Origin of the sequence: Paraburkholderia fungorum (assembly GCF_046027215.1) — a bacterium.
GTDB classification, from domain to species: domain Bacteria; phylum Pseudomonadota; class Gammaproteobacteria; order Burkholderiales; family Burkholderiaceae; genus Paraburkholderia; species Paraburkholderia fungorum_D.
Genome location: NZ_JAQQEN010000002.1, coordinates 1,729,318 through 1,747,138, shown reverse-complemented (window position 1 = coordinate 1,747,138; position 17,821 = coordinate 1,729,318). Strand labels below are relative to the sequence as shown.

The 17,821-nt window shown below is 63.0% G+C and carries 17 protein-coding genes; 15 read left to right on the top strand and 2 right to left on the bottom strand.

Going from position 1 to position 17,821, the window contains the following annotated elements; genetic code table 11:
- The first annotated feature begins 20 nt into the window (after positions 1-20).
- The 5 genes from PQR27_RS28330 to PQR27_RS28310 all read left to right on the top strand — a co-directional run bounded on the left by PQR27_RS28330 (position 21) and on the right by PQR27_RS28310 (position 3,695).
- The gene (locus tag PQR27_RS28330) at positions 21-1,670 is read left to right on the top strand and encodes a S10 family peptidase (protein ID WP_408526902.1); all 1,650 of its coding nucleotides are present in this window, start codon (positions 21-23) and stop codon (positions 1,668-1,670) included.
- Positions 1,671-1,912: 242 nt separating this feature from the next.
- Positions 1,913-2,548, top strand: coding sequence for a hypothetical protein (locus tag PQR27_RS28325; RefSeq protein ID WP_408526901.1), 636 nt, complete (start codon positions 1,913-1,915; stop codon positions 2,546-2,548).
- Positions 2,549-2,649: 101 nt separating this feature from the next.
- Positions 2,650-3,000, top strand: coding sequence for a hypothetical protein (locus PQR27_RS28320; protein ID WP_408526900.1), 351 nt, complete (start codon positions 2,650-2,652; stop codon positions 2,998-3,000).
- 276 nt (positions 3,001-3,276) lie between these two features.
- The gene (locus PQR27_RS28315; protein ID WP_408526899.1) at positions 3,277-3,423 is read left to right on the top strand and encodes a hypothetical protein; all 147 of its coding nucleotides are present in this window, start codon (positions 3,277-3,279) and stop codon (positions 3,421-3,423) included.
- A gap of 5 nt (positions 3,424-3,428) precedes the next feature.
- Positions 3,429-3,695, top strand: coding sequence for an RNA-binding protein (locus PQR27_RS28310; protein ID WP_408526898.1), 267 nt, complete (start codon positions 3,429-3,431; stop codon positions 3,693-3,695).
- A gap of 85 nt (positions 3,696-3,780) precedes the next feature.
- Here PQR27_RS28310 and nadE read toward each other — a convergent pair whose 3' ends face one another.
- Positions 3,781-4,641 (bottom strand): NAD(+) synthase, encoded by an 861-nt coding sequence (gene nadE, locus PQR27_RS28305; protein ID WP_408526897.1) that lies wholly within the window; start codon positions 4,639-4,641, stop codon positions 3,781-3,783.
- A 518-nt stretch (positions 4,642-5,159) separates the two neighbouring features.
- Between nadE and PQR27_RS28300 the strand changes: the two genes are divergently transcribed.
- On the top strand, positions 5,160-6,002 hold the full coding sequence (locus PQR27_RS28300; RefSeq protein WP_408526896.1) for a L,D-transpeptidase: 843 nt from the start codon (positions 5,160-5,162) through the stop codon (positions 6,000-6,002).
- A 129-nt stretch (positions 6,003-6,131) separates the two neighbouring features.
- Here PQR27_RS28300 and PQR27_RS28295 read toward each other — a convergent pair whose 3' ends face one another.
- Positions 6,132-7,691 (bottom strand): ABC1 kinase family protein, encoded by a 1,560-nt coding sequence (locus PQR27_RS28295; protein WP_408526895.1) that lies wholly within the window; start codon positions 7,689-7,691, stop codon positions 6,132-6,134.
- 176 nt (positions 7,692-7,867) lie between these two features.
- On the opposite strand from PQR27_RS28295, the gene PQR27_RS28290 reads away from it, so the two are divergent.
- The 9 genes from PQR27_RS28290 (at position 7,868) to PQR27_RS28250 (ending at position 17,418) form a co-directional block, all read left to right on the top strand.
- Complete coding sequence (locus PQR27_RS28290) at positions 7,868-8,623, top strand: DeoR/GlpR family DNA-binding transcription regulator (RefSeq protein ID WP_408526894.1); 756 nt, start codon at positions 7,868-7,870, stop codon at positions 8,621-8,623.
- A gap of 562 nt (positions 8,624-9,185) precedes the next feature.
- The gene (gene phnS / locus PQR27_RS28285; RefSeq protein ID WP_408526893.1) at positions 9,186-10,277 is read left to right on the top strand and encodes a 2-aminoethylphosphonate ABC transporter substrate-binding protein; all 1,092 of its coding nucleotides are present in this window, start codon (positions 9,186-9,188) and stop codon (positions 10,275-10,277) included.
- Between the two features lie 100 nt (positions 10,278-10,377).
- Positions 10,378-11,478 carry a 2-aminoethylphosphonate ABC transport system ATP-binding subunit PhnT gene (phnT, locus tag PQR27_RS28280; RefSeq protein ID WP_408526892.1) on the top strand — a complete coding sequence of 367 codons (1,101 nt, stop codon included), beginning with the start codon at positions 10,378-10,380 and terminating at the stop codon, positions 11,476-11,478.
- Entirely contained in the window at positions 11,456-12,409 is a 954-nt protein-coding gene (locus PQR27_RS28275; RefSeq protein WP_408526891.1) for a 2-aminoethylphosphonate ABC transporter permease subunit, read from the top strand. The genes phnT and PQR27_RS28275 overlap by 23 nt, the downstream gene beginning before the upstream one ends.
- A complete protein-coding gene (gene phnV / locus PQR27_RS28270; protein ID WP_408526890.1) occupies positions 12,399-13,262 on the top strand; it encodes a 2-aminoethylphosphonate ABC transport system, membrane component PhnV in 864 nt (287 codons plus the stop codon). Before PQR27_RS28275 ends, phnV begins: the two co-directional genes overlap by 11 nt.
- Before the next feature lie 82 nt (positions 13,263-13,344).
- Positions 13,345-14,079, top strand: coding sequence for a phosphonate utilization associated transcriptional regulator (locus PQR27_RS28265; RefSeq protein WP_408526889.1), 735 nt, complete (start codon positions 13,345-13,347; stop codon positions 14,077-14,079).
- A gap of 60 nt (positions 14,080-14,139) precedes the next feature.
- Positions 14,140-15,405, top strand: a complete 1,266-nt coding sequence (gene phnA, locus PQR27_RS28260; RefSeq protein ID WP_408526888.1) for a phosphonoacetate hydrolase — start codon at positions 14,140-14,142, stop codon at positions 15,403-15,405.
- Positions 15,402-16,853: a phosphonoacetaldehyde dehydrogenase gene (gene phnY, locus PQR27_RS28255; protein WP_408526887.1), complete on the top strand. Its 1,452-nt coding sequence runs from the start codon at positions 15,402-15,404 to the stop codon at positions 16,851-16,853. The genes phnA and phnY overlap by 4 nt, the downstream gene beginning before the upstream one ends.
- 4 nt (positions 16,854-16,857) lie before the next feature.
- Positions 16,858-17,418: a phosphonate degradation HD-domain oxygenase gene (locus tag PQR27_RS28250; protein ID WP_408526886.1), complete on the top strand. Its 561-nt coding sequence runs from the start codon at positions 16,858-16,860 to the stop codon at positions 17,416-17,418.
- The last annotated feature ends 403 nt before the right edge of the window (positions 17,419-17,821 follow it).

Here is a 17,821-nt window from a genome sequence, read left to right as displayed (position 1 = left end):
AACGAATCCATGGAGCGATCATGACGAAACCCGAGTCAGCTTCCGTTAGTCCGCAGTCGTCACACAATTCTCATGCCTCGTCGGCGGCGGGCAGTGCGTCGCATCATGCTAAAGACCAGCCGTTCTTCGATCCGGTTGCCTACGGGAACGGGCCGGACGATTCCGTGACCGAAACCGCGGAAACAGCCGCGACTACGAGCCACTCGGTTACGGTCGGCGGGCACAAGATCAACTACACGGCAACAGCCGGCCACCTCGTGATCGTGGACCCAAGCAGTTCGCAGCCTGAAGCGCGGATGTTTTACGTGGCATTCACCGAGGACAACCAGAAGGAGGAAACCCGCCCGGTCACCTTCTTCTATAACGGCGGGCCGGGTTCGTCTTCGGTGTTCGTGCTGCTGGGCTCGTTCGCGCCGCGCCGCATCAAGACGTCGATGCCGGGTTTTACGCCGCCCGCGCCCTATTCGATGGAGGACAACCCGGACAGCCTGCTCGACAGGAGCGACCTGGTTTTCATCAATCCGGTCGGTACCGGCTACTCCGCGGCCATCGCGCCGAAGAAGAATCGCGACTTCTGGGGCGTGGACCAGGACGCGGACTCGATCAAGCAGTTCATCAAGCGCTTTCTGACCAAAAACAACCGCTGGAATTCGCCGAAGTATCTGTTCGGCGAATCGTACGGCACGGCGCGCAGTTGCGTGCTGGCGTACCGGCTTCACGAAGACGGCGTCGATCTGAACGGCATCACGCTGCAGTCGTCGATTCTTGACTACACGCAAGCCGGCAATCCAGTCGGCGCCTTGCCCACGGCCGCCGCGGACGCCTGGTATCACAAGAAACTCGGCATCGCGCCGCGGCCCACCGATCTCGGCGTATTCGCCGAAGAAGTGGCGCAGTTCGCGCGTACGGATTACCTGGCGGCGCTGCGCAAGTTCCCCACCACCGATTCCGCGACAGTCGAAAAACTCAGCGAATACACCGGCATCGACAAAACCACCTTGCTCGCGTGGAGCCTCGATATCACGTCGTACGACAGCCGCGGCAATTCGCTGTTCCTGACCACGCTGCTGAAGTCGAAAGGTCTCGCGCTCGGCGAGTATGACGGCAGGGTGACGGCGATCGGCACCGGCATCGCCGGCAAGATCGATCCGAACTCGGGCGGCAACGATCCGACCATGACAGCGGTCACCGGCGTCTACACGACCATGTGGAACGTGTATCTGAACGAGCAACTGAAATACACGTCGAATTCGTCGTTCACCGACCTCAACGATCAGGCCTTCCAGTATTGGGATTTCAGCCACATCGATCCGACCGGCGCGCAAAAGGGCGTCGACGCGAAGGGCAACATCATTCTGTACACCGCCGGCGACCTTGCCGCGGTGATGGCGCTCAATCCCGATCTGAAAGTGCTGTCGGCGAACGGCTTTTACGATTACGTCACGCCGTTCTACCAGACCGTGCTCGATCTGCAGCAGATGCCGCTCGTCAGTCAGCAGGTCCGGCAGAACCTGTCGGCGCGCTTCTATCCGTCGGGGCACATGATCTATCTCGACGGCGGTTCGCGCACCGCGCTCAAAGCCGACCTGGCGAAGATGTACGACGCGACGGTGTCCAACGTCCAGGCGCTGGGACGTATCCGGGCCTTGCAGGCGCGCGTGGTGAAGTAGGGCGGGTCGAGGCCGCAGATGAGCGGGGCATCGGGGCGAGCGGGGCGCCGTTGCCCGGCGGTCCGGCGCGCTCTTGCAAAGCGCGATCCATGCAAGGGGCTGACCGCGCTTGCCGTCCGCAACCGCATACGCCCCGTGTTTAACCGCGCCTCCGAGTGCGGCATTCCTCACGGATAGATTTGAATGTGTTTTAATTGATCTGCGAATTGGACTACTGCGCGCCGTTCCCGGCGCGCCGACGAATGAACGCAGGCATGGCAGACAGGCGCCGTGGCACCCTTTGCAGCGGCGCAGGCAGCACAACGTACGAAGCGATGTCGCTGGCGCTCCCGCGCCGGTGCGCCGCAGCGCGTCCACCACGCAAGATGCGTGTTGCGCTCATGCTTGGCCTGACAGCGGCATTCGCTTTGTGCATCGGCGAAGCCTGCGCTCAGGATGCCGGGATGCTCGACGAGCGCGTCACGCAGCAATCGCTGGGCGAGACGATCTGCCGCCCAGGGTACGCGGACGCGGTGGCGCCACCGTTCGACAAACTGATGGCCCGCAAGGACCGCATGCTCGCCGCACGCGGCATGGATGCCGCCGAGGGCTTTGCCTTCGCGCTCGACCGGCGTGTGCCGGTCGTCCTCGGCGGGTCGCCGGACGACCCGTCCAATCTCGATCTTCTCCCATGGGCAGGCCCGCTGGGTGAGCGGCGTAAGGCGCGCGCGGCGGTCATGCTCAAGCGCTGCGTATGCGAGGGCAAACTGAGCCTTGCGCAAGCGCAGGCCGCGATTGTCGGCAACTGGTCCGTGATTTATTCGGGCTTCAGCCAGACGTCTTGCGACGTGAGCCGCCTCGACGTTGCCACCGGCGCGGCCGGCGACAGCGCGCCATGAGGCCGGTCGCTGTCGCTGTCAACCGCCGTTCATTCACCCAAGTTCAGCCCCGCTGCTTGCTGTTTGCAGAATGCTGCCCCCATTATTTCCGGAGAATCACCATGACCCATTCACGCCTCGCCGCACTGACCCTCGCTTGCGGCTGTCTGTTCGCCAGCGCTGCGGCGCTTGCCGTCGAGCCCGCGCGCTGTGGCAGCGCCGACGCGTTGCAGATTCGCGGCGACGTACCTGCCGCCATCAGTTTCGACGTGTACCGGCAACTGCGGCCCATGACTGCGCAACGCGTCGCGCTGTTTCAGGCCGCTGGCGAGGTGAAACGCCTGCCCGATGGTCTGGCCGTATGTGAAATCGCCGACGACGGCGTCGACGATCCGTCTGCCGTGCTGGTTCAGGTGCCGCAGGGCAAAAATGCGTGGTGGGTCAGCGCGGTCAACGTGCAGGCGGCGGACTGATCCGGACGATCAGCCCGCAGTTTACGCACGTCCCCCGCAGGATGCCCGCCATGATGCCCGCCGCGGCCCGGTTTTTGCGTTCAAGGTCAATATCTGGTGCGGCGCCCGGTCTGTACCGCTGAATGAACAGGTGTTTTGCTATTTTTAGCGGCGCTTATTCAGGTACAGTGCGTAAACGGTAGCGTTAAGTCCGTTTCATTACGGCAAGGTGTCGCATCGCTTTCTGTCTATTGTGGCTATCCTGAAAACAGGACGAAATTCGAAGGGGAGAATTACATGATTGCCTTCTATCTGTCATTGGCCGCATTGGCTGCCGCCGGCGCCGCATTGATCCGCCAGATGGCCGCCGCTCAGGCAAAGCAACGCGCCGCGCTGCGCCCTGTGCGCGTACACGTCGCGGACCGTAGCACACGCCGAGGCTAACCGGCATGAACCTGATCGTGCGCAATATCGCGGAATCGTGCAGCGAGCAGGAAGTGCGTGAATTCCTCGAACGCGAGCTCGGGCACTACGCGAAACATGTCGAGGTGGTCGACGCCGGCAAGCCCAGCGCCTACGCCACCGTCGAATTGAACGCGGAAGTGCCGTATGTGGGCGATGTGATCGCGCGGCAGATCCACGGTAAGCAACTGGGCGGCTTGACGCTCGAAGCGAGCGCCGATCTGTTTACCGACGAACCGCCGGCCGCGAGCTGATCAATCCCCGCTGTATCTTCCGAACGAGACGCGTGCGAACCACGCGCCTCGCTTGTTCTGTTCTCCAGCCCTCATTCGCCAACTTTCATTCCTCGCCTGAAGATGCCGGCCAATCGAACGGCGTGTAGGGCAGCGCGCGTTTGTGCCGCGTGACATCGTAGAACCGCAGGATCGTCGCGCGCGCGGCATCGCTCACGGGTTTGCCTTCCAGAAAATCGTCGATGTCGTCGTACGGGATGCCGTATGCGTCTTCGTCCGGTCGTTGTGGACGCAACATTTCGAGGTCGGCGGTCGGCACCTTGTGCGCCACGGCATCCGTCGCACCAAGGGCCTTGGCCAGTGCGCGCACGCGGCGCTTGTTCAGGCCGGCGAGCGGCAGCACGTCGGCGCCGCCGTCGCCGAATTTGGTGAAAAAGCCCATGACCGATTCCGCCGCGTGATCCGTGCCGATCACCACACCAGCCCGCGCACCGGCCACGGCGTATTGCGCGATCATGCGCTGTCGGGCCTTGATGTTGCCGTGGACGAAATCCTGCTGCGAGTGGTCGGTAAAGCTGACGCCGCTTGTGCCCAGCGCCGCGAGCATGCCGTCGGTGGCGGGTTTGATATCGATCGCGAGATTTTCGTCAGCGCGAATGAAGCGCAATGCCTGCTGCGCGTCGGCTTCATCTTGCTGCACGCCATAAGGCAAGCGTATTGCGACGAAGCGCGCGTCGTATTGTTCGGCGCGCAGCCGTTCGACTGCGAGTTGCGCGAGCCGGCCAGCGGTTGTCGAATCGACCCCGCCGCTGATTCCGAGCACGTAGGTTTTCAGGCCGCTACTACGCAGATAAGTCGCCAGAAAGGTAACCCGGCGCTCGATTTCCCGTGCGGCGTCGAACTCTGCGCCAACGTGCATTTCCGCTGCGATACCTGCCTGACGTGTAGCTGCATCGTGTTGCGTCATGATTTTTCTTTGCTCCGTGCGCGGTGGCGCCGACCTTAAACAATGAGTGCCCGCGCTGACTGCGCGAGCGTATGAACTCGCGAATGAGTCAGTTCAACGGCATGCCGTGACACATCGGTATCACGGAATTATGGCTGATATTGGCTTTGAATCTGTTCTACAGATCGTCAAATATAACGGGTTATTACGGCGATATTCATTAGCCATTGATTCTTCATCGACAGATTGCAATGCGCTGAGTAACATCCTCGTCTATCCGAGCGCCGCATGAGCCGGCGAGCAGTCAATAATAATCAGGTTTGCTCAAATACGCGATGAACTATCCTAACCGGCCTGGCCAGCCTGTAACGGACCGCATGACTTCCGCATCGGTAGATCATCGAAGCGAAGTGATGCGTGTGCCGTATTTACCCGCCGCGTTGCATTCAGCGCGGGCGGTTCATTCAATACGTTATTGGGCGTGCGCGTTGAGCGCGGTCTTTTGCATATTCTCATGCGGCGCCGTCATGGCGGCCGCTATGCCCGTGACTCGGCCAACGCCCGCCATCAACGCGTCTGCGGTCGCCGCGCCGGACGCGGCCGGCGTGGTCGATCCACGGCGTGCGTTCCTGCTGCGTGACGTCTTTGCACATGACGTCACACGCCGGTTGGATGTCCCGGCCGCTCAGCAGCGCGCTTACGCCAGGCGCCTGCAAACCGCGCTTGGTGAGCACGTGCTGGGCGATCTGTCGGGCGAGTATGTCGTGCTGGTCGATCGCAATGCCAATGTGCAGGCGCTCTTCATCTATTTTCGCGCGATACCGGCCGACACCTGGCAGATGATCGGCGCGTCACCGGTCTCGACTGGCCGGCCGGGAGAATACGACCACTTCATCACGCCGCTTGGGGTGTTCGAGCATAGCCCCGCCAATATGGACTTCCGCTCCGAAGGCACTGTGAACGAGAACCACATCCGCGGCTACGGCAAGCGCGATATGCGGATCTTCGACCTCGGTTGGGCCCAGGGCGAACGTGGCTGGAGCAAAGGTGGCATCTCGCAGATGCGCTTCCAGATGCACGCCACCGATCCGGACCGGCTTGAAGCGCTGCTCGGCAGTCGCCATTCGAAGGGCTGCGTGCGGATTCCCGCGTCGCTCAACACGTTTCTCGACCACTACGGCATGCTCGACGCCGAATATGTGGCGCTGGTGGAGTCGGGTAAATCGCTGTGGGTGTTGAAAAGCGATCGCCAGGTCATGCCGTGGGCGGGGCGTTACATCGCCGTCGTGGATTCGGAGCGTAAGAGCCGTCCTGCGTGGGCGCCCGCGCCGGGTGCCAAGGCGCAGGCGAAAGTGCCGGCCAACGCGGATACCGCGGATTGATCGCAGGCTGCGCACGGGCGTTGCCGCCCGCGTCGTTCGACACGGACTGACGAGCGCGCCAGCGTCACGCCCTGCAATCGCCGCGACCCGCTGACAAGCCGATTGCGGAAGCCGCCACGCCACGCGCGCTCACCACATCAGCAGAACCGTCCCTGCCCCGAGGATGCCGCCGCACACCGCACATGCCCAGAGCAACACGCGTGTGCGCCGATATTCGCGGCTGATGTCCAGCATCAGTTGCGCATTCTGCCGCGGCGTGCGGGCGCGATCGTGCTGGTGTTGCAGATACCGGACGGCCAGTTGCGGCACGCGCGGCAGCATATGCGCAAGATGTGGCAATTCGCGCGAGATGCGCTTGATCCAGCCACGATGATCGATATCGCGCTGGGCAATCCCCGCTAACACGCCGCGCGTGATATTCCACGTATCGACACCCGGATGCAGCGCGCGCGCCAGCATTTCCGCCTGCTGGAATGAGCGCTGCGCGGTGGCGAGGCGCGCGGGCACGGCGCCGTCGAACGGATGCACCGCGTGCAGCAGATGATGAAACAGCGAGCCCGCCGAGCGATCTTCGGGCTCGGCCGCGAAATGCGCCTCGGCGCGCGTGCGCAATTCGGCTTCGAGCATCTCGGTGCGCGTGTCGTGCGGCACGTGCCCGGCATCGCGATGCAACTCGGCAAGCCGGCCGTAATCCTGGTCGAACAGGGCGGTCGCCCCATGCACGAAAAATTCGCGCTCTCCGGTCGACAGACTCGACATGATCGAAAATTCCGCGAGCACAAGACGCCCCAGTGTGTCCGGTTCGATGCTCACGCGCACGTGGCGCGCATCGAGCGTCGCGTGAAAGAAGCCGTGTTCGAAGGCCTGCTCGGTCACCACCTCGACGATATGCGCGGCCAGCGGCGCGAGTTTGATGTGGTGGGCGTGCAGCCCGGGCAGGTCGCTTGCCGGCAGCGTGCTGATGCGCTGCATCGTCAGCGTGTGGCTGGTGCACAGATCCCAGATGACGTCCGGCACGACAATGCGCCTGTCGCCGTCGAAATGATGACCGGTCTGGCTCAGATTGGCGGCCTCGGCACGCAGATCGAAGCGGCGCTGGATGTCGTCGGAGAAGCTTTGCGCGAGCGTGCGCAGTTGCAGGCGGCGGGCGGTGCCGGAGAGTTTTTCCAGCCAGCGCGCGACCCAGCGCAGCAGTGCGAGTTCGTCGCCGATCTGTTGAAGCTGATCGGCGCGCACCAGTTTGATGGCCACTTCGTGGTGGCCGTTGACCGGTGCGAGGAGGCGGGCCAAGTGCGTCTGTTCGGCAAAGCCGCCGCGCACCGGCACCAGATCGACTGCGCTGAACAGCGTCGGTAACGGCCGGCCGAATGCGCGTGTCAGCGCCGCTTCGGATTCCGCGGGAGGCAGCGGCGCTTCGAGGTGATCGATGGCATCGATAGCGTCGTGTAAGGTGCCGGTAGCCAGCTCGGGACGCTCGACCAGCGTCTGCGCGAAGCGGCTCGCCAGCGGCCCAAGTGCCGGCAGCACGCCGTGCAGGCTCTGCTTGCTGCGCCCGGACGCGTGCACGCGCCCCACCAGTTCGATCATCCAGTGCAGTTTGTGATCGGGCGGCGCGGCAAGCCAGATCAGGCGGGCGCCGTAACGCAACGCATGGAACAGCAGTAATAAGCGGCGAAACAGTGGCGGCATCGGCAGTTCGGTTGACGGGCCACGCGCAGTCAAAAGGAGTGTGCTGCGCGGCCAGGGGCGTTCAGGTTAGCAGGGAAGCGCGCCAATAGGAGCATCCCCGCGCCACGCGTAATACAATACGCCGGCCTTCCTGATCCTGGCGAAACCCCAGCGTGCCGGCTCCCGGCCCTTCATCGATGCTCGCAGAACAACGTCACCAATACATCCTGGCGCAAGTCGCCAAAACCGGCGCGCTCTCGGTTGCTGAGCTGGTGCGCGAACTGAATGTGTCACGCGAGACGATCCGTCGTGATCTGAACGCGCTGGCCGGTCGTGGCCTGCTGGTCACGACCCATGGCGGTGCGCTATCGAGCGATCGGCGCGAGCCCGACCTCGATACGCGCGAAGCCGCCAATGCCGGCGCCAAGCGGGCGATCGGCGAACGCGCGGCCGAATTCGTGCCGGACGGCGCATCGCTCATCATCGATTCGGGCAGCACCACGCAGGCGGTGGCGCGTGCGCTGCTCGACCGGCATCGCCTCGCGGTCTATACGAACGACTGGCGGATCGCGCTGCTGCTCGGCCGCCGCAATGACAATCGCGTCACGCTGCTCGGCGGCGAGCTGTCGGATATCGAAGACGCCACCTTCGGTCTCGATACGGTCCACCAACTCACGCAGTATCACGCGGATTTCGCTTTCATCGGCGCTGGCGGGATCTCGCCGGACGGCTATCTGACCGACTACAGCCGCATGGCCGCCGAAGTGCGCAGCCGCATGATCGCGGCCGCGGACATGGTGGTGGTGGTCGCCGACCATTCGAAGTTCGGGCGCGTGACGCCGGTGCGCATCAATGGCATCGAGTCGGCCCGTTATCTCGTGACCGAACTGGCGCCGGAGAAGGCGCTCGGCAAGGCGATCACGGCGCACGGGCCGGAAATTCTGATCGCCTGAAGACCGGGCGGCTGCCACGGCATCCGGCAGCAGGCTGCTCCGTGTCACTTCAATGCGGTTCAGTTCCCGTTACGCGGACGCCGAGCCGCTCGAGCGCGCGGCGAATCATTGGCCGCCGCGTGAGGCGGTTCACGCGGAACATTTCCACTCGCGGCAGCTTTGCGGGGCCAACAGGATCGGGTCATTTCCACGAATCACACAGCTTCCATCATCCGACGATTGCCCGTTTCGCCAGTCAGCGCGACAAAAGATCGATTTGGATATTATTGGCGAATTGTGTCATTTTTTGGAATTGGACAGAATAGTCATGGCGTTGTCATGGAAACCTGTAATCCTTGCCGTGCCCGTTCAGGCATGGCAGGCAGCGCGAGTGTCGTAGGTGAGCTGTAAGTCAGGCTGGAGAAGAAGCGGCAAAGTTGTTGGCAATCTGCAATCTGAGCGAAACTGCACGACAACTGGCTGCGGGCAACACGCAAGCGGCGCGGCGCTACCGCCGTTCAAATCACAACAGGTATCGGGATTTCCCGACCGTCTGGTTTTTTTGCCTTTCGGAGAGAACGACATGACAAAGACGAATTCCCTTCACGCCACGGCTGGCCTCGCACGCAAACTCTTGCCGGTGCTGGTCGCCGCTGCGGCGTTCGGCGGTGCCGCGATGCAGGCCCATGCGGCTGACGCCGTGGTGCTGTACACCGCCGACGGCCTCGAGAACCTCTATAAGGACGTGCTGCCGGCCTTCGAGAAGAAGGAAGGTGTGAAGGTCAACATCGTCACGGCAGGCAGCGGGGAAGTGGTGAACCGCGCCACCATCGAAAAGGATCAGCCGAAGGCCGACGTGCTCGTCACGCTGCCGCCGTTCATCCAGCAAGCCGACCAGGCTGGCCTGCTGCAGGCTTATCAGAGCGCCAACTACAAGAACGTGCCGGCCATCGCCAAGGCGCCGAACGGTGCGTGGGCAACCTTCGTGAACAACTACTTCTCGTTCGCGATCAACCCGGAAGTCACGAAGACCCAGCCGAAAACCTTCGCCGACCTGCTGCATCCGGATTACACCGGCAAGGTCGCGTACTCGAACCCGGCCACGGCTGGCGACGGCATGGCGGTGATCATCCTGACCACGTCGTTGATGGGTGAAGACAAGGCGTTCGACTATCTGAAGAAGCTCGAAGAGAGCGCCAAGTTCCACACCAAGGGCACAGGCTATCTCGACGTGCTGCTTTCGCGTAACGAAATCGCCTTCGCGAATGGCGACCTGCAAATGGATCTGGACGACGCGGCGAACGGCGGTCTGTCGCTCAAGCCGATCTTCCTCGCGGCCAGCGCCGGCGGCAAGCCGACCACCTTCCAGTTGCCGTACGCGATCGGCCTGATCAAGAACGGCCCGAACCAGGCTGAAGGCAAGAAGCTGATCGACTACCTGATGTCGACGGAAGTGCAAGCCAAGGTACCGGACATCTTCGGTATCCCGGGCCGCACCGATGTGCCGCTCACGGGCAAGAACGGCGAAGCCGTCAAGCAGGCGATCGCCGGCGTGACGCTGATCCCGGTGGACTGGAACCAGGTAATGGCGAAGAAGGCCGACTGGACGGCACGCTGGAAGAACGACGTGATCGGTTCGTCGGGCAAGCAGATCGAAGTCGTCAAGCCGAAGTAAGCAGCACGCGTCAAGCCGCAATCAGCAATTGAGTCAGGCGGCGCCTTCGGTCGCGTGCGAGGCGCCGCATCAGCATGAATCTAGTTGGAGGATGAACCCGGTGAATACGGCCAGTCTTGCTCACCCAGGCGCGCTCGGCGCCACCCCGGACGCGCTCGAAGCCGCGCGTTCGAACACGCCGGGCGGCGTGCAGATCGACCATCTGACGGTGCGTTTCGGGTCGCGCACCGTGCTCGACGATCTGTCGTTGACGATCCAGCGCGGCGAACTGCTGACCGTGCTGGGCCGCAGCGGTTGCGGCAAGACCACCTTGCTGCGTTTCATCGCCGGGTTCATTGAAGCGGACGGCCTGTCCGGCACGCTGACCGTGGCCGGTCACGATCTCACCCATGTGCCGCCGCACAAGCGCAATCTCGGTTTGCTGTTCCAGAGCTATGCGCTGTTCCCGCATCTATCGGTGTTCGACAACGTGGCCTTCGGGCTGCGCGCGCGGCGCACGCCGGCGAAAGATGTCGCACGGCGCGTGGCGGACGCTTTGAAGCTCGTGCAACTCGGCGACGCCGGCCATGTGATGCCCGCGCAGTTGTCGGGCGGCATGCAGCAGCGCGTGGCATTGGCGCGCGCACTGGTGATCGAGCCGGATGTGCTGTTGCTCGACGAACCTCTTTCCGCACTCGACGCCAATCTGCGCGCGTCGGTGCGTTCCGAACTGAAGGCGCTGCATGAGCGCCTGCCGAATCTGACGATCGTCTGCGTGACGCACGATCAGGACGACGCGCTGGTGCTATCCGACCGCACGCTGCTGATGCGCGAAGGCCGCATTGCGCAACTGGGCACGCCGCAGCAGTTGTACGACACACCGAACGACGCGTTTGTCGCGCGCTATCTGGGCGCGGCCAATCTGCTGCCGCCGCAGGTCGCCTTCAGCCTGGGCGATGCGCGCTATAACGAGCGCGAGCGCGTGGCGTGTCTGCGTCCCGAAGCGCTGCGCATCGTGCCGCTCGGCGAAGGCCAGTTGCATGGCGCGATCACATCGGTCGAATGGTATGGCGCGGTGTTGTCGGTCTCGGTCGCGCTCGATGCGATGCCGGGCGAGCCCGTGCTGGTCACCATGCAGCGCGGCCACGGCATGATGCCGGAGAAGGGCGCGCGCGTTTCCCTGCGTTATGAGGCAGACGATGTCGTCCTTATCAACCCCTGATACATCCGACGCGCCCAATCCGCTCAACGCCGCGGCCGCCGACGCGCGCCGCAGCGCCAGCGCGGCCTCGCATACGGCCGCGGTGAAGCGCCGCGAACGTGCGGCTCAGTGGCACCTGCTGTTTATCGCGGTGTTCGTGCTTGGGCCGCTGGTCATCTATCCGCTCGTGCGTCTGGTGCTGCTGAGCCTGACCGGCCCGCACGGTCTGAGCCTGCAAGCGTACTCGACGTTCTTCGGCAATCCGGAAACGCGCGGCGTGGTCGGCACCACGCTGTGGATCCTGTTTGCGAGCGCGGGCCTTGCTTCGGTACTGGGCGTGGCGTTGGCGTCGTTACTGTTCTTCAAGCCATTTCCCGGCGCGCGGATGGTGACGCGTTTTCTCGAACTGTTTGTCGCGTTCCCGTCGTTTCTGGTCGCATTCACGCTAATCTTTCTGTACGGCTCGCAAGGCTCGGTCAGCATCGGCCTGCAACGGCTCTTTCATTTGCAGGCGCCGCCGCTCGATTTCCTGTTCGGCGTGGGCGGCGTGATTCTCGCGGAAGTGGTGTTCTACGCACCGTTCGTCGTGCGTCCCACGCTGGCCTCGTTCGCCACGCTCGACATGCGTCTGATCGAAGCCGCCCGCAGTCTTGGCGCGCATGGCTGGATGGTGGCGTACAAGGTGATCCTGCCGCTCGCGTGGCCGGGTATCGCCGCCGGCACGATCCTGTGTTTTCTGCTGACGCTCAACGAGTTCGGCATTCTGCTCGTGCTTGGCAGCGCGCACCTGATTACGCTGCCCGTCGCGATCTACAGTTCCGCGACCGTCGATCTGGATCTGCCGACCGCCGCCGCCGGCGCGGTCGTGATGTTGCTGATGTCTTTGTCGCTGTATGCGTTGTACCGCCAGGTTAACCGCCGCAAGGTGAAAGGAGCGGGCCATGGCCGTTGAACTCGATCCGACCGTTTTGCCGGTCATGCACAAGAAAGCGCGCCCGGTGCGGCGCAGTCTGCTGGTGCGCATGCTGGGCAGTCTGTTTCTCGGTTTTGCCGCATTGCTGTGTTTCTGGCTGTTTGTCCTGCCGGTGCTGGTGGTCGCGCTCTCGAGCGTGGCCGGGCACTGGTCCGGCACGATCCTGCCGGACGGCTTCAGCACGCGCTGGTTCGAGCGTCTCGGTTCGAGCGACTTCGACGCGCTCACCACCAGCCTGGAAATCGGCATGGGCGTGGCGGTGTTCGGCACGATACTCGGCCTGTGGCTTGCGCTCGCGCTCGAAGGGCGTGACCGGCGCGGTCTGGGCGCCGTCGTCGACACGATTGCAATGATGCCCAACGGCGTGCCGAGCGTGGTGCTCGGGCTGGCGGTGCTGATCGCCTATCACAAGCGGCCGTTCGATCTATCGAGCTCGGCGGCGATCGTCGTGTTCGTGCAGCTCGCGCTAGTGCTGCCTTTCTGCTACCGGTGCGCGGCCGCCGCGCTGCGGCCCGAATTGACCATTCTGCGCGAAGCCGCCGCGAGCCTGGGGGCGCCGCCTTCGATGGTGTTGCGCCGTGTCGTGCTGCCGCAACTGGTGCCGGCGATCCGCGCCAGTCTGGCACTCGGCTTCGCGCTCTCGCTCGGCGAACTCGGTGCGACGCTCACTGTTTATCCGCCTGGATTCGCGACGGTGCCGATCGTCGTCGTCGGGCAGGTGGAGCGTGGCTATTACCTCCCGGCCTCCGCGCTGTCGCTGATTCTGCTGCTGGTCTCGCTTGCCGCGCTGTTGCTGATCGCGGCGCGCGTCCCACGTCGTCGGTTGGACTGACGAGCAACTTCCTATGGATGGATTTGCGTGCCATGACGGCGCGCAAATCCGGACACATATCGATGTGGCGAAATTTGTCAAAATGACCGAATATATGCAAACTGCTTCTGTCGATCCGATTGAGGTTGTGCGCAGGCATTCGCTGACGGCGCTGGTTCGCGAAGAAATTGAGCGGCACATCATCGAAGGAGCGCTCGCTCCCGGCGACAAACTTAACGAAGCCGACTGGGCGGCGCGCCTGCAGGTGTCGCGCGGGCCGGTGCGCGAGGCGTTTCGCGCGCTGGAGCAGGCCGGCCTCGTGCGTACCGAGAAAAATCGTGGCGTGTTCGTGCGCACGGTCTCGCTGGTGGAAGCGGACGAGATCTACGCGGTACGCGCAGTGCTCGAAGAAGCGGCGTGCCGGATGCTGGCGCCCACTATCGACGCGCGGCAACTGGCCGTGCTGCGTGACTGGCTCGACGCCATGCGTGCCGCGCTCGACGCACACGATCACGAGGCCTACGCGCGCGCCAATGTGGCGTTCCACGACGCGATCGTGGCGGCATCGGGCAATGTGAAACTGTATGAGACGTATCGAAGGTTGGTGAGCGAATTGAGCCTGTTTCGCCGGGCGGCGCTGGTGGTACATGCCGACGCAATGGAGCGCTCGCTCGCCGAACACCGCGCGATTCTGACGGCGCTGGCCTCGCGCCGCGCCGACGATGCCGCCGCGCTGATGCATGCGCATGTGAACGGCGGCTTGCAGCGCGCGCATGAGGCGTGCGAACCGGCAGCGACGCTGGGCGCGGTGCAGATGTCCTCGATATCGAACGATTGATACCGTGGATCGCAATGGATTGATTACGGCACGCGTGCTCGACACGCATGGAAGGTAACGATGGCAAACCCCAGCGAACGTACTATCGAAGTCAACGGCCGCCGCTATCGGCTACCGGCGCAGCCAACGGTTGTCGTGTGCGTCGACGGCTGCGAATACGATTACCTCGAAGCCGCGGCCGCCGCCGGGGTGGCGCCTTTCATCGGCAAGATGCTCAAAGGCGGCGCGGCCTTCAAGGGCGACTGCGTGATTCCGTCGTTCACCAACCCGAATAACCTGTCGATCGTGTGCGGCGTGCCGCCTTCGGTGCACGGCATCTGCGGCAATTACTTCTGGGATCCGGACGCGAATGGCGGCGAGGGCGCGGAAGTGATGATGAACGACCCCGCCTATCTGCGCGCCGGCACCTTGCTGGCCGCCGCCGCGCAAGCGGGTGCTTCGGTGGCGGTGGTCACCGCGAAAGACAAATTGCGCCGCCTGCTCGGCTGGCAGTTGAAGGGCATCTGTTTCTCCGCGGAAAAAGCCGACACGGTGACGCGCGAAGAAAACGGTATCGACGAAGTGCTCGAGCTGGTCGGTTTGCCGCTGCCTGATGTGTATAGCGCAGGGTTGTCCGAGTTCGTGTTCGCCGCGGGCGTACGACTCGCCGAAACACGCAAGCTCGACCTGATGTATCTGTCCACCACGGATTACATCCAGCACAAATGGGCGCCGGGTACCGAAGGCGCGAACGCGTTCTACGCGATGATGGACGGCTACCTCGCGAAGCTCGACGCGCTCGGTTGGGTGATCGGCCTGACGGCCGACCACGGCATGAACGCCAAGCACGATCCGCAGACTGGCGAGCCGAACGTGATCTATCTGCAGGACGTGCTGGACGACTGGCTTGGCTTCGGTAAAGCACGCGTCATTCTGCCGATCACGGATCCGTATGTCGTGCATCACGGCGCGCTGGGGTCGTTCGCGACGGTGTATCTGCCGCGCGACGTCAGCGTCGCGCAGGTGATCGAGCGGATCGGCAGGTTGCAGGGGATCGAAGTCGTGCTGGATAACCGCGCGGCGTGCGAGCGCTTCGAACTGCCGAACGACCGCGTCGGCGATATTGTCGTGGTGAGCACGAGGCATGTGACGCTCGGCACGCGGCGCAATGAACATGATCTTTCCGGGCTGACTGTGCCGCTGCGCTCGCACGGCGGGATCTCCGAGCAGGAAGTACCGTTGCTGTTCAACCGGCGCGTCGAGGATCCGCTGGCCGGCAGGAGTGGCAGGCGGCTGCGCAATTTCGATATCTTCGACGTGGCGCTGAATCACGTGTTGCCATCATGAACGCGCTCTTGAAGGACCATCCGGCATTCCGGGCGGAAGCGCTGCGGCTCAATGGCGAGCGCGTCATGCGCGAACGCACGCTCGACGTGTTCGATCCCTACACGGGCACCCGGGTCGGCACGGTGCCGCTGGCGAGCGTGGAGGACGTGCGTGCCGCCTTCGACTATGCCGCCGCTTATCCGGCAACGCTTACGCGCTACGAGCGTTCGCAGATTCTCGAACGTGCCGCAGCGTTGTTGCGTGAGCGGACTGAGGCGGCGTCGGATCTGATTTCGCGCGAATCGGGTTTGTCGAAGCAGGATTCGCGTTACGAAATTGGCCGTGTGGCTGACGTGTTCAAGTTCGCCTCGATCGAAGCCTTACGCGACGACGGCCAAAGCTTTTCCTGCGATCTCACGCCACATGGCAAGAAGCGCCGGGTGTTCTCGCAGCGCGAACCGCTGGCCGGTGTGATTGTCGCGATCACACCGTTCAACCATCCGATGAACCAGGTGGCGCATAAGATCGCGCCGGCCATCGCGACGAATAATCGGGTAGTGCTGAAGCCGTCCGAGAAGGTGCCGTTGTCGGCGTTTTATCTGGCCGACATTCTGTACGAAGCCGGCTTGCCTGCGCCAATGTTGCAGGTACTGACGGGCGATCCGCGTGAAATTGCCGATGAACTGATCACGCATCCGCTGGCCGAGCTGGTGACTTTTACGGGTGGCGTGTCGATTGGCAAATACATCGCGGCGAAGGCAGGCTATCGGCGTGTCGTGCTCGAGTTGGGCGGCAACGATCCGCTGATCGTGCTTGAAGACGCCGATCTCGAACGCGCGGCGACGCTTGCGGTGCAGGGCTCGTATAAGAACTCCGGGCAGCGTTGCACCGCGGTCAAGCGGATGCTGGTGCAGAAGAGCGTGGCGGCGGATTTTACGGAGCTGCTGGTGGAGAAAACGCGCGCATGGACCTACGGCGATCCGTTCGACGTCGCGAATCAGATGGGCACGGTGATCGATGTCGCCGCGGCGCAGCTTTTCGAGGCGCGCGTCAACGAGGCCGTGGCGGGCGGTGCGCGGCTGCGGATCGGCAATCGGCGTAATGGCGCGCTTTATTCGCCGACGGTGCTGGAGAACGTCGATCCGTCGATGACGCTCGTGCGCGAGGAAACGTTTGGACCCGTGTCGCCGGTGATCACCTTCGACACGCTCGACGACGCGATTCGTATCAGCAACGGAACGCCTTTCGGATTGTCTTCGGGTGTGTGCACGAACCGGCAGGACGCGATCACGCGCCTCATCAACGAATTGCGCGTGGGTACAGTCAACGTATGGGAAGTGCCCGGCTACCGGATTGAATTGACGCCGTTTGGCGGTATCAAGGATTCCGGGCTTGGCTATAAAGAAGGTGTTCAGGAAGCGATGAAGAGCTTCACCAACCTGAAGACTTTTTCATTACCGTGGGAGTAATAGAGTGGCGCTGAGTCTGAACGATATCCGTTCGTTATTCGAGCAGTATGGGAATCTTGCCTATAGCGGCGAGCCGGTGACGCAACTTGAACACGCCTTGCAAAGCGGCGCGTTGGCGGAAGAGGCGGGCGCTAACGACGAACTCGTCGCCGCCGCTTTTTTGCATGACCTCGGCCACCTGCTGAATCAGCAAGGCGAAACGCCGACCGAGCGCGGCATCGACGATTTGCATCAGTATTTTGCGCTGCCATTCTTGCGGCCGGTGTTGTCGGATGCGGTGTTGGAGCCGATCCGTCTGCACGTCGACGCCAAGCGCTGTCTGTGCGCCGTCGACGAAACCTATTTCGGTCAGCTCTCGGCCGATTCGGTGCGCAGCCTGGAGTTGCAAGGCGGCATCTTCAGCAAGGAAGAGGCCGAGGTGTTCCTGAAGAAGCCCTATGCGGAAGACGCTTTGCGCTTACGTAAATGGGACGATCGCGCAAAAGAAGAGAACCGTGCGACGCCGGATCTCGACCACTATCTGGGGATAGTTGAGCGGGTCATGCACAACCGCGCGGCTGCCTGAAGCAGGTCATTTCCAGCGGCACTCCTTTGCCATCTTTGCGCCGGTTTCGGCGCAATCCATGCGCGTCAAAATAAAGCTTGCAAGCCCCGGTTTGGGTCGCTAGAATCTCGCTCTTTCGTGCTTCGGATACCGGGGCACGGGGAGGCGGGAGAGCCAGCAATGGCGGGGGTTTGCGGTGTGTCGGGCAGGTTCGGTAAGTTAAAAAAACCTGTTGACGACGTAGCGAAAGTTCTTCATAATCTCGTTTCTCTGCTGCTGATGCAGCGACGCAGAACGAAGCGGTACCGGGTGGTTGAAGTTGAGGTGTCCGGTGCGGGTTTGGTAGTGAATGCGGACTCGATCTTTAAAAATTAACAGCCGATAAGTGTGGGCGCTTGATGCGCGACGCGCGGTGGGATCTCCG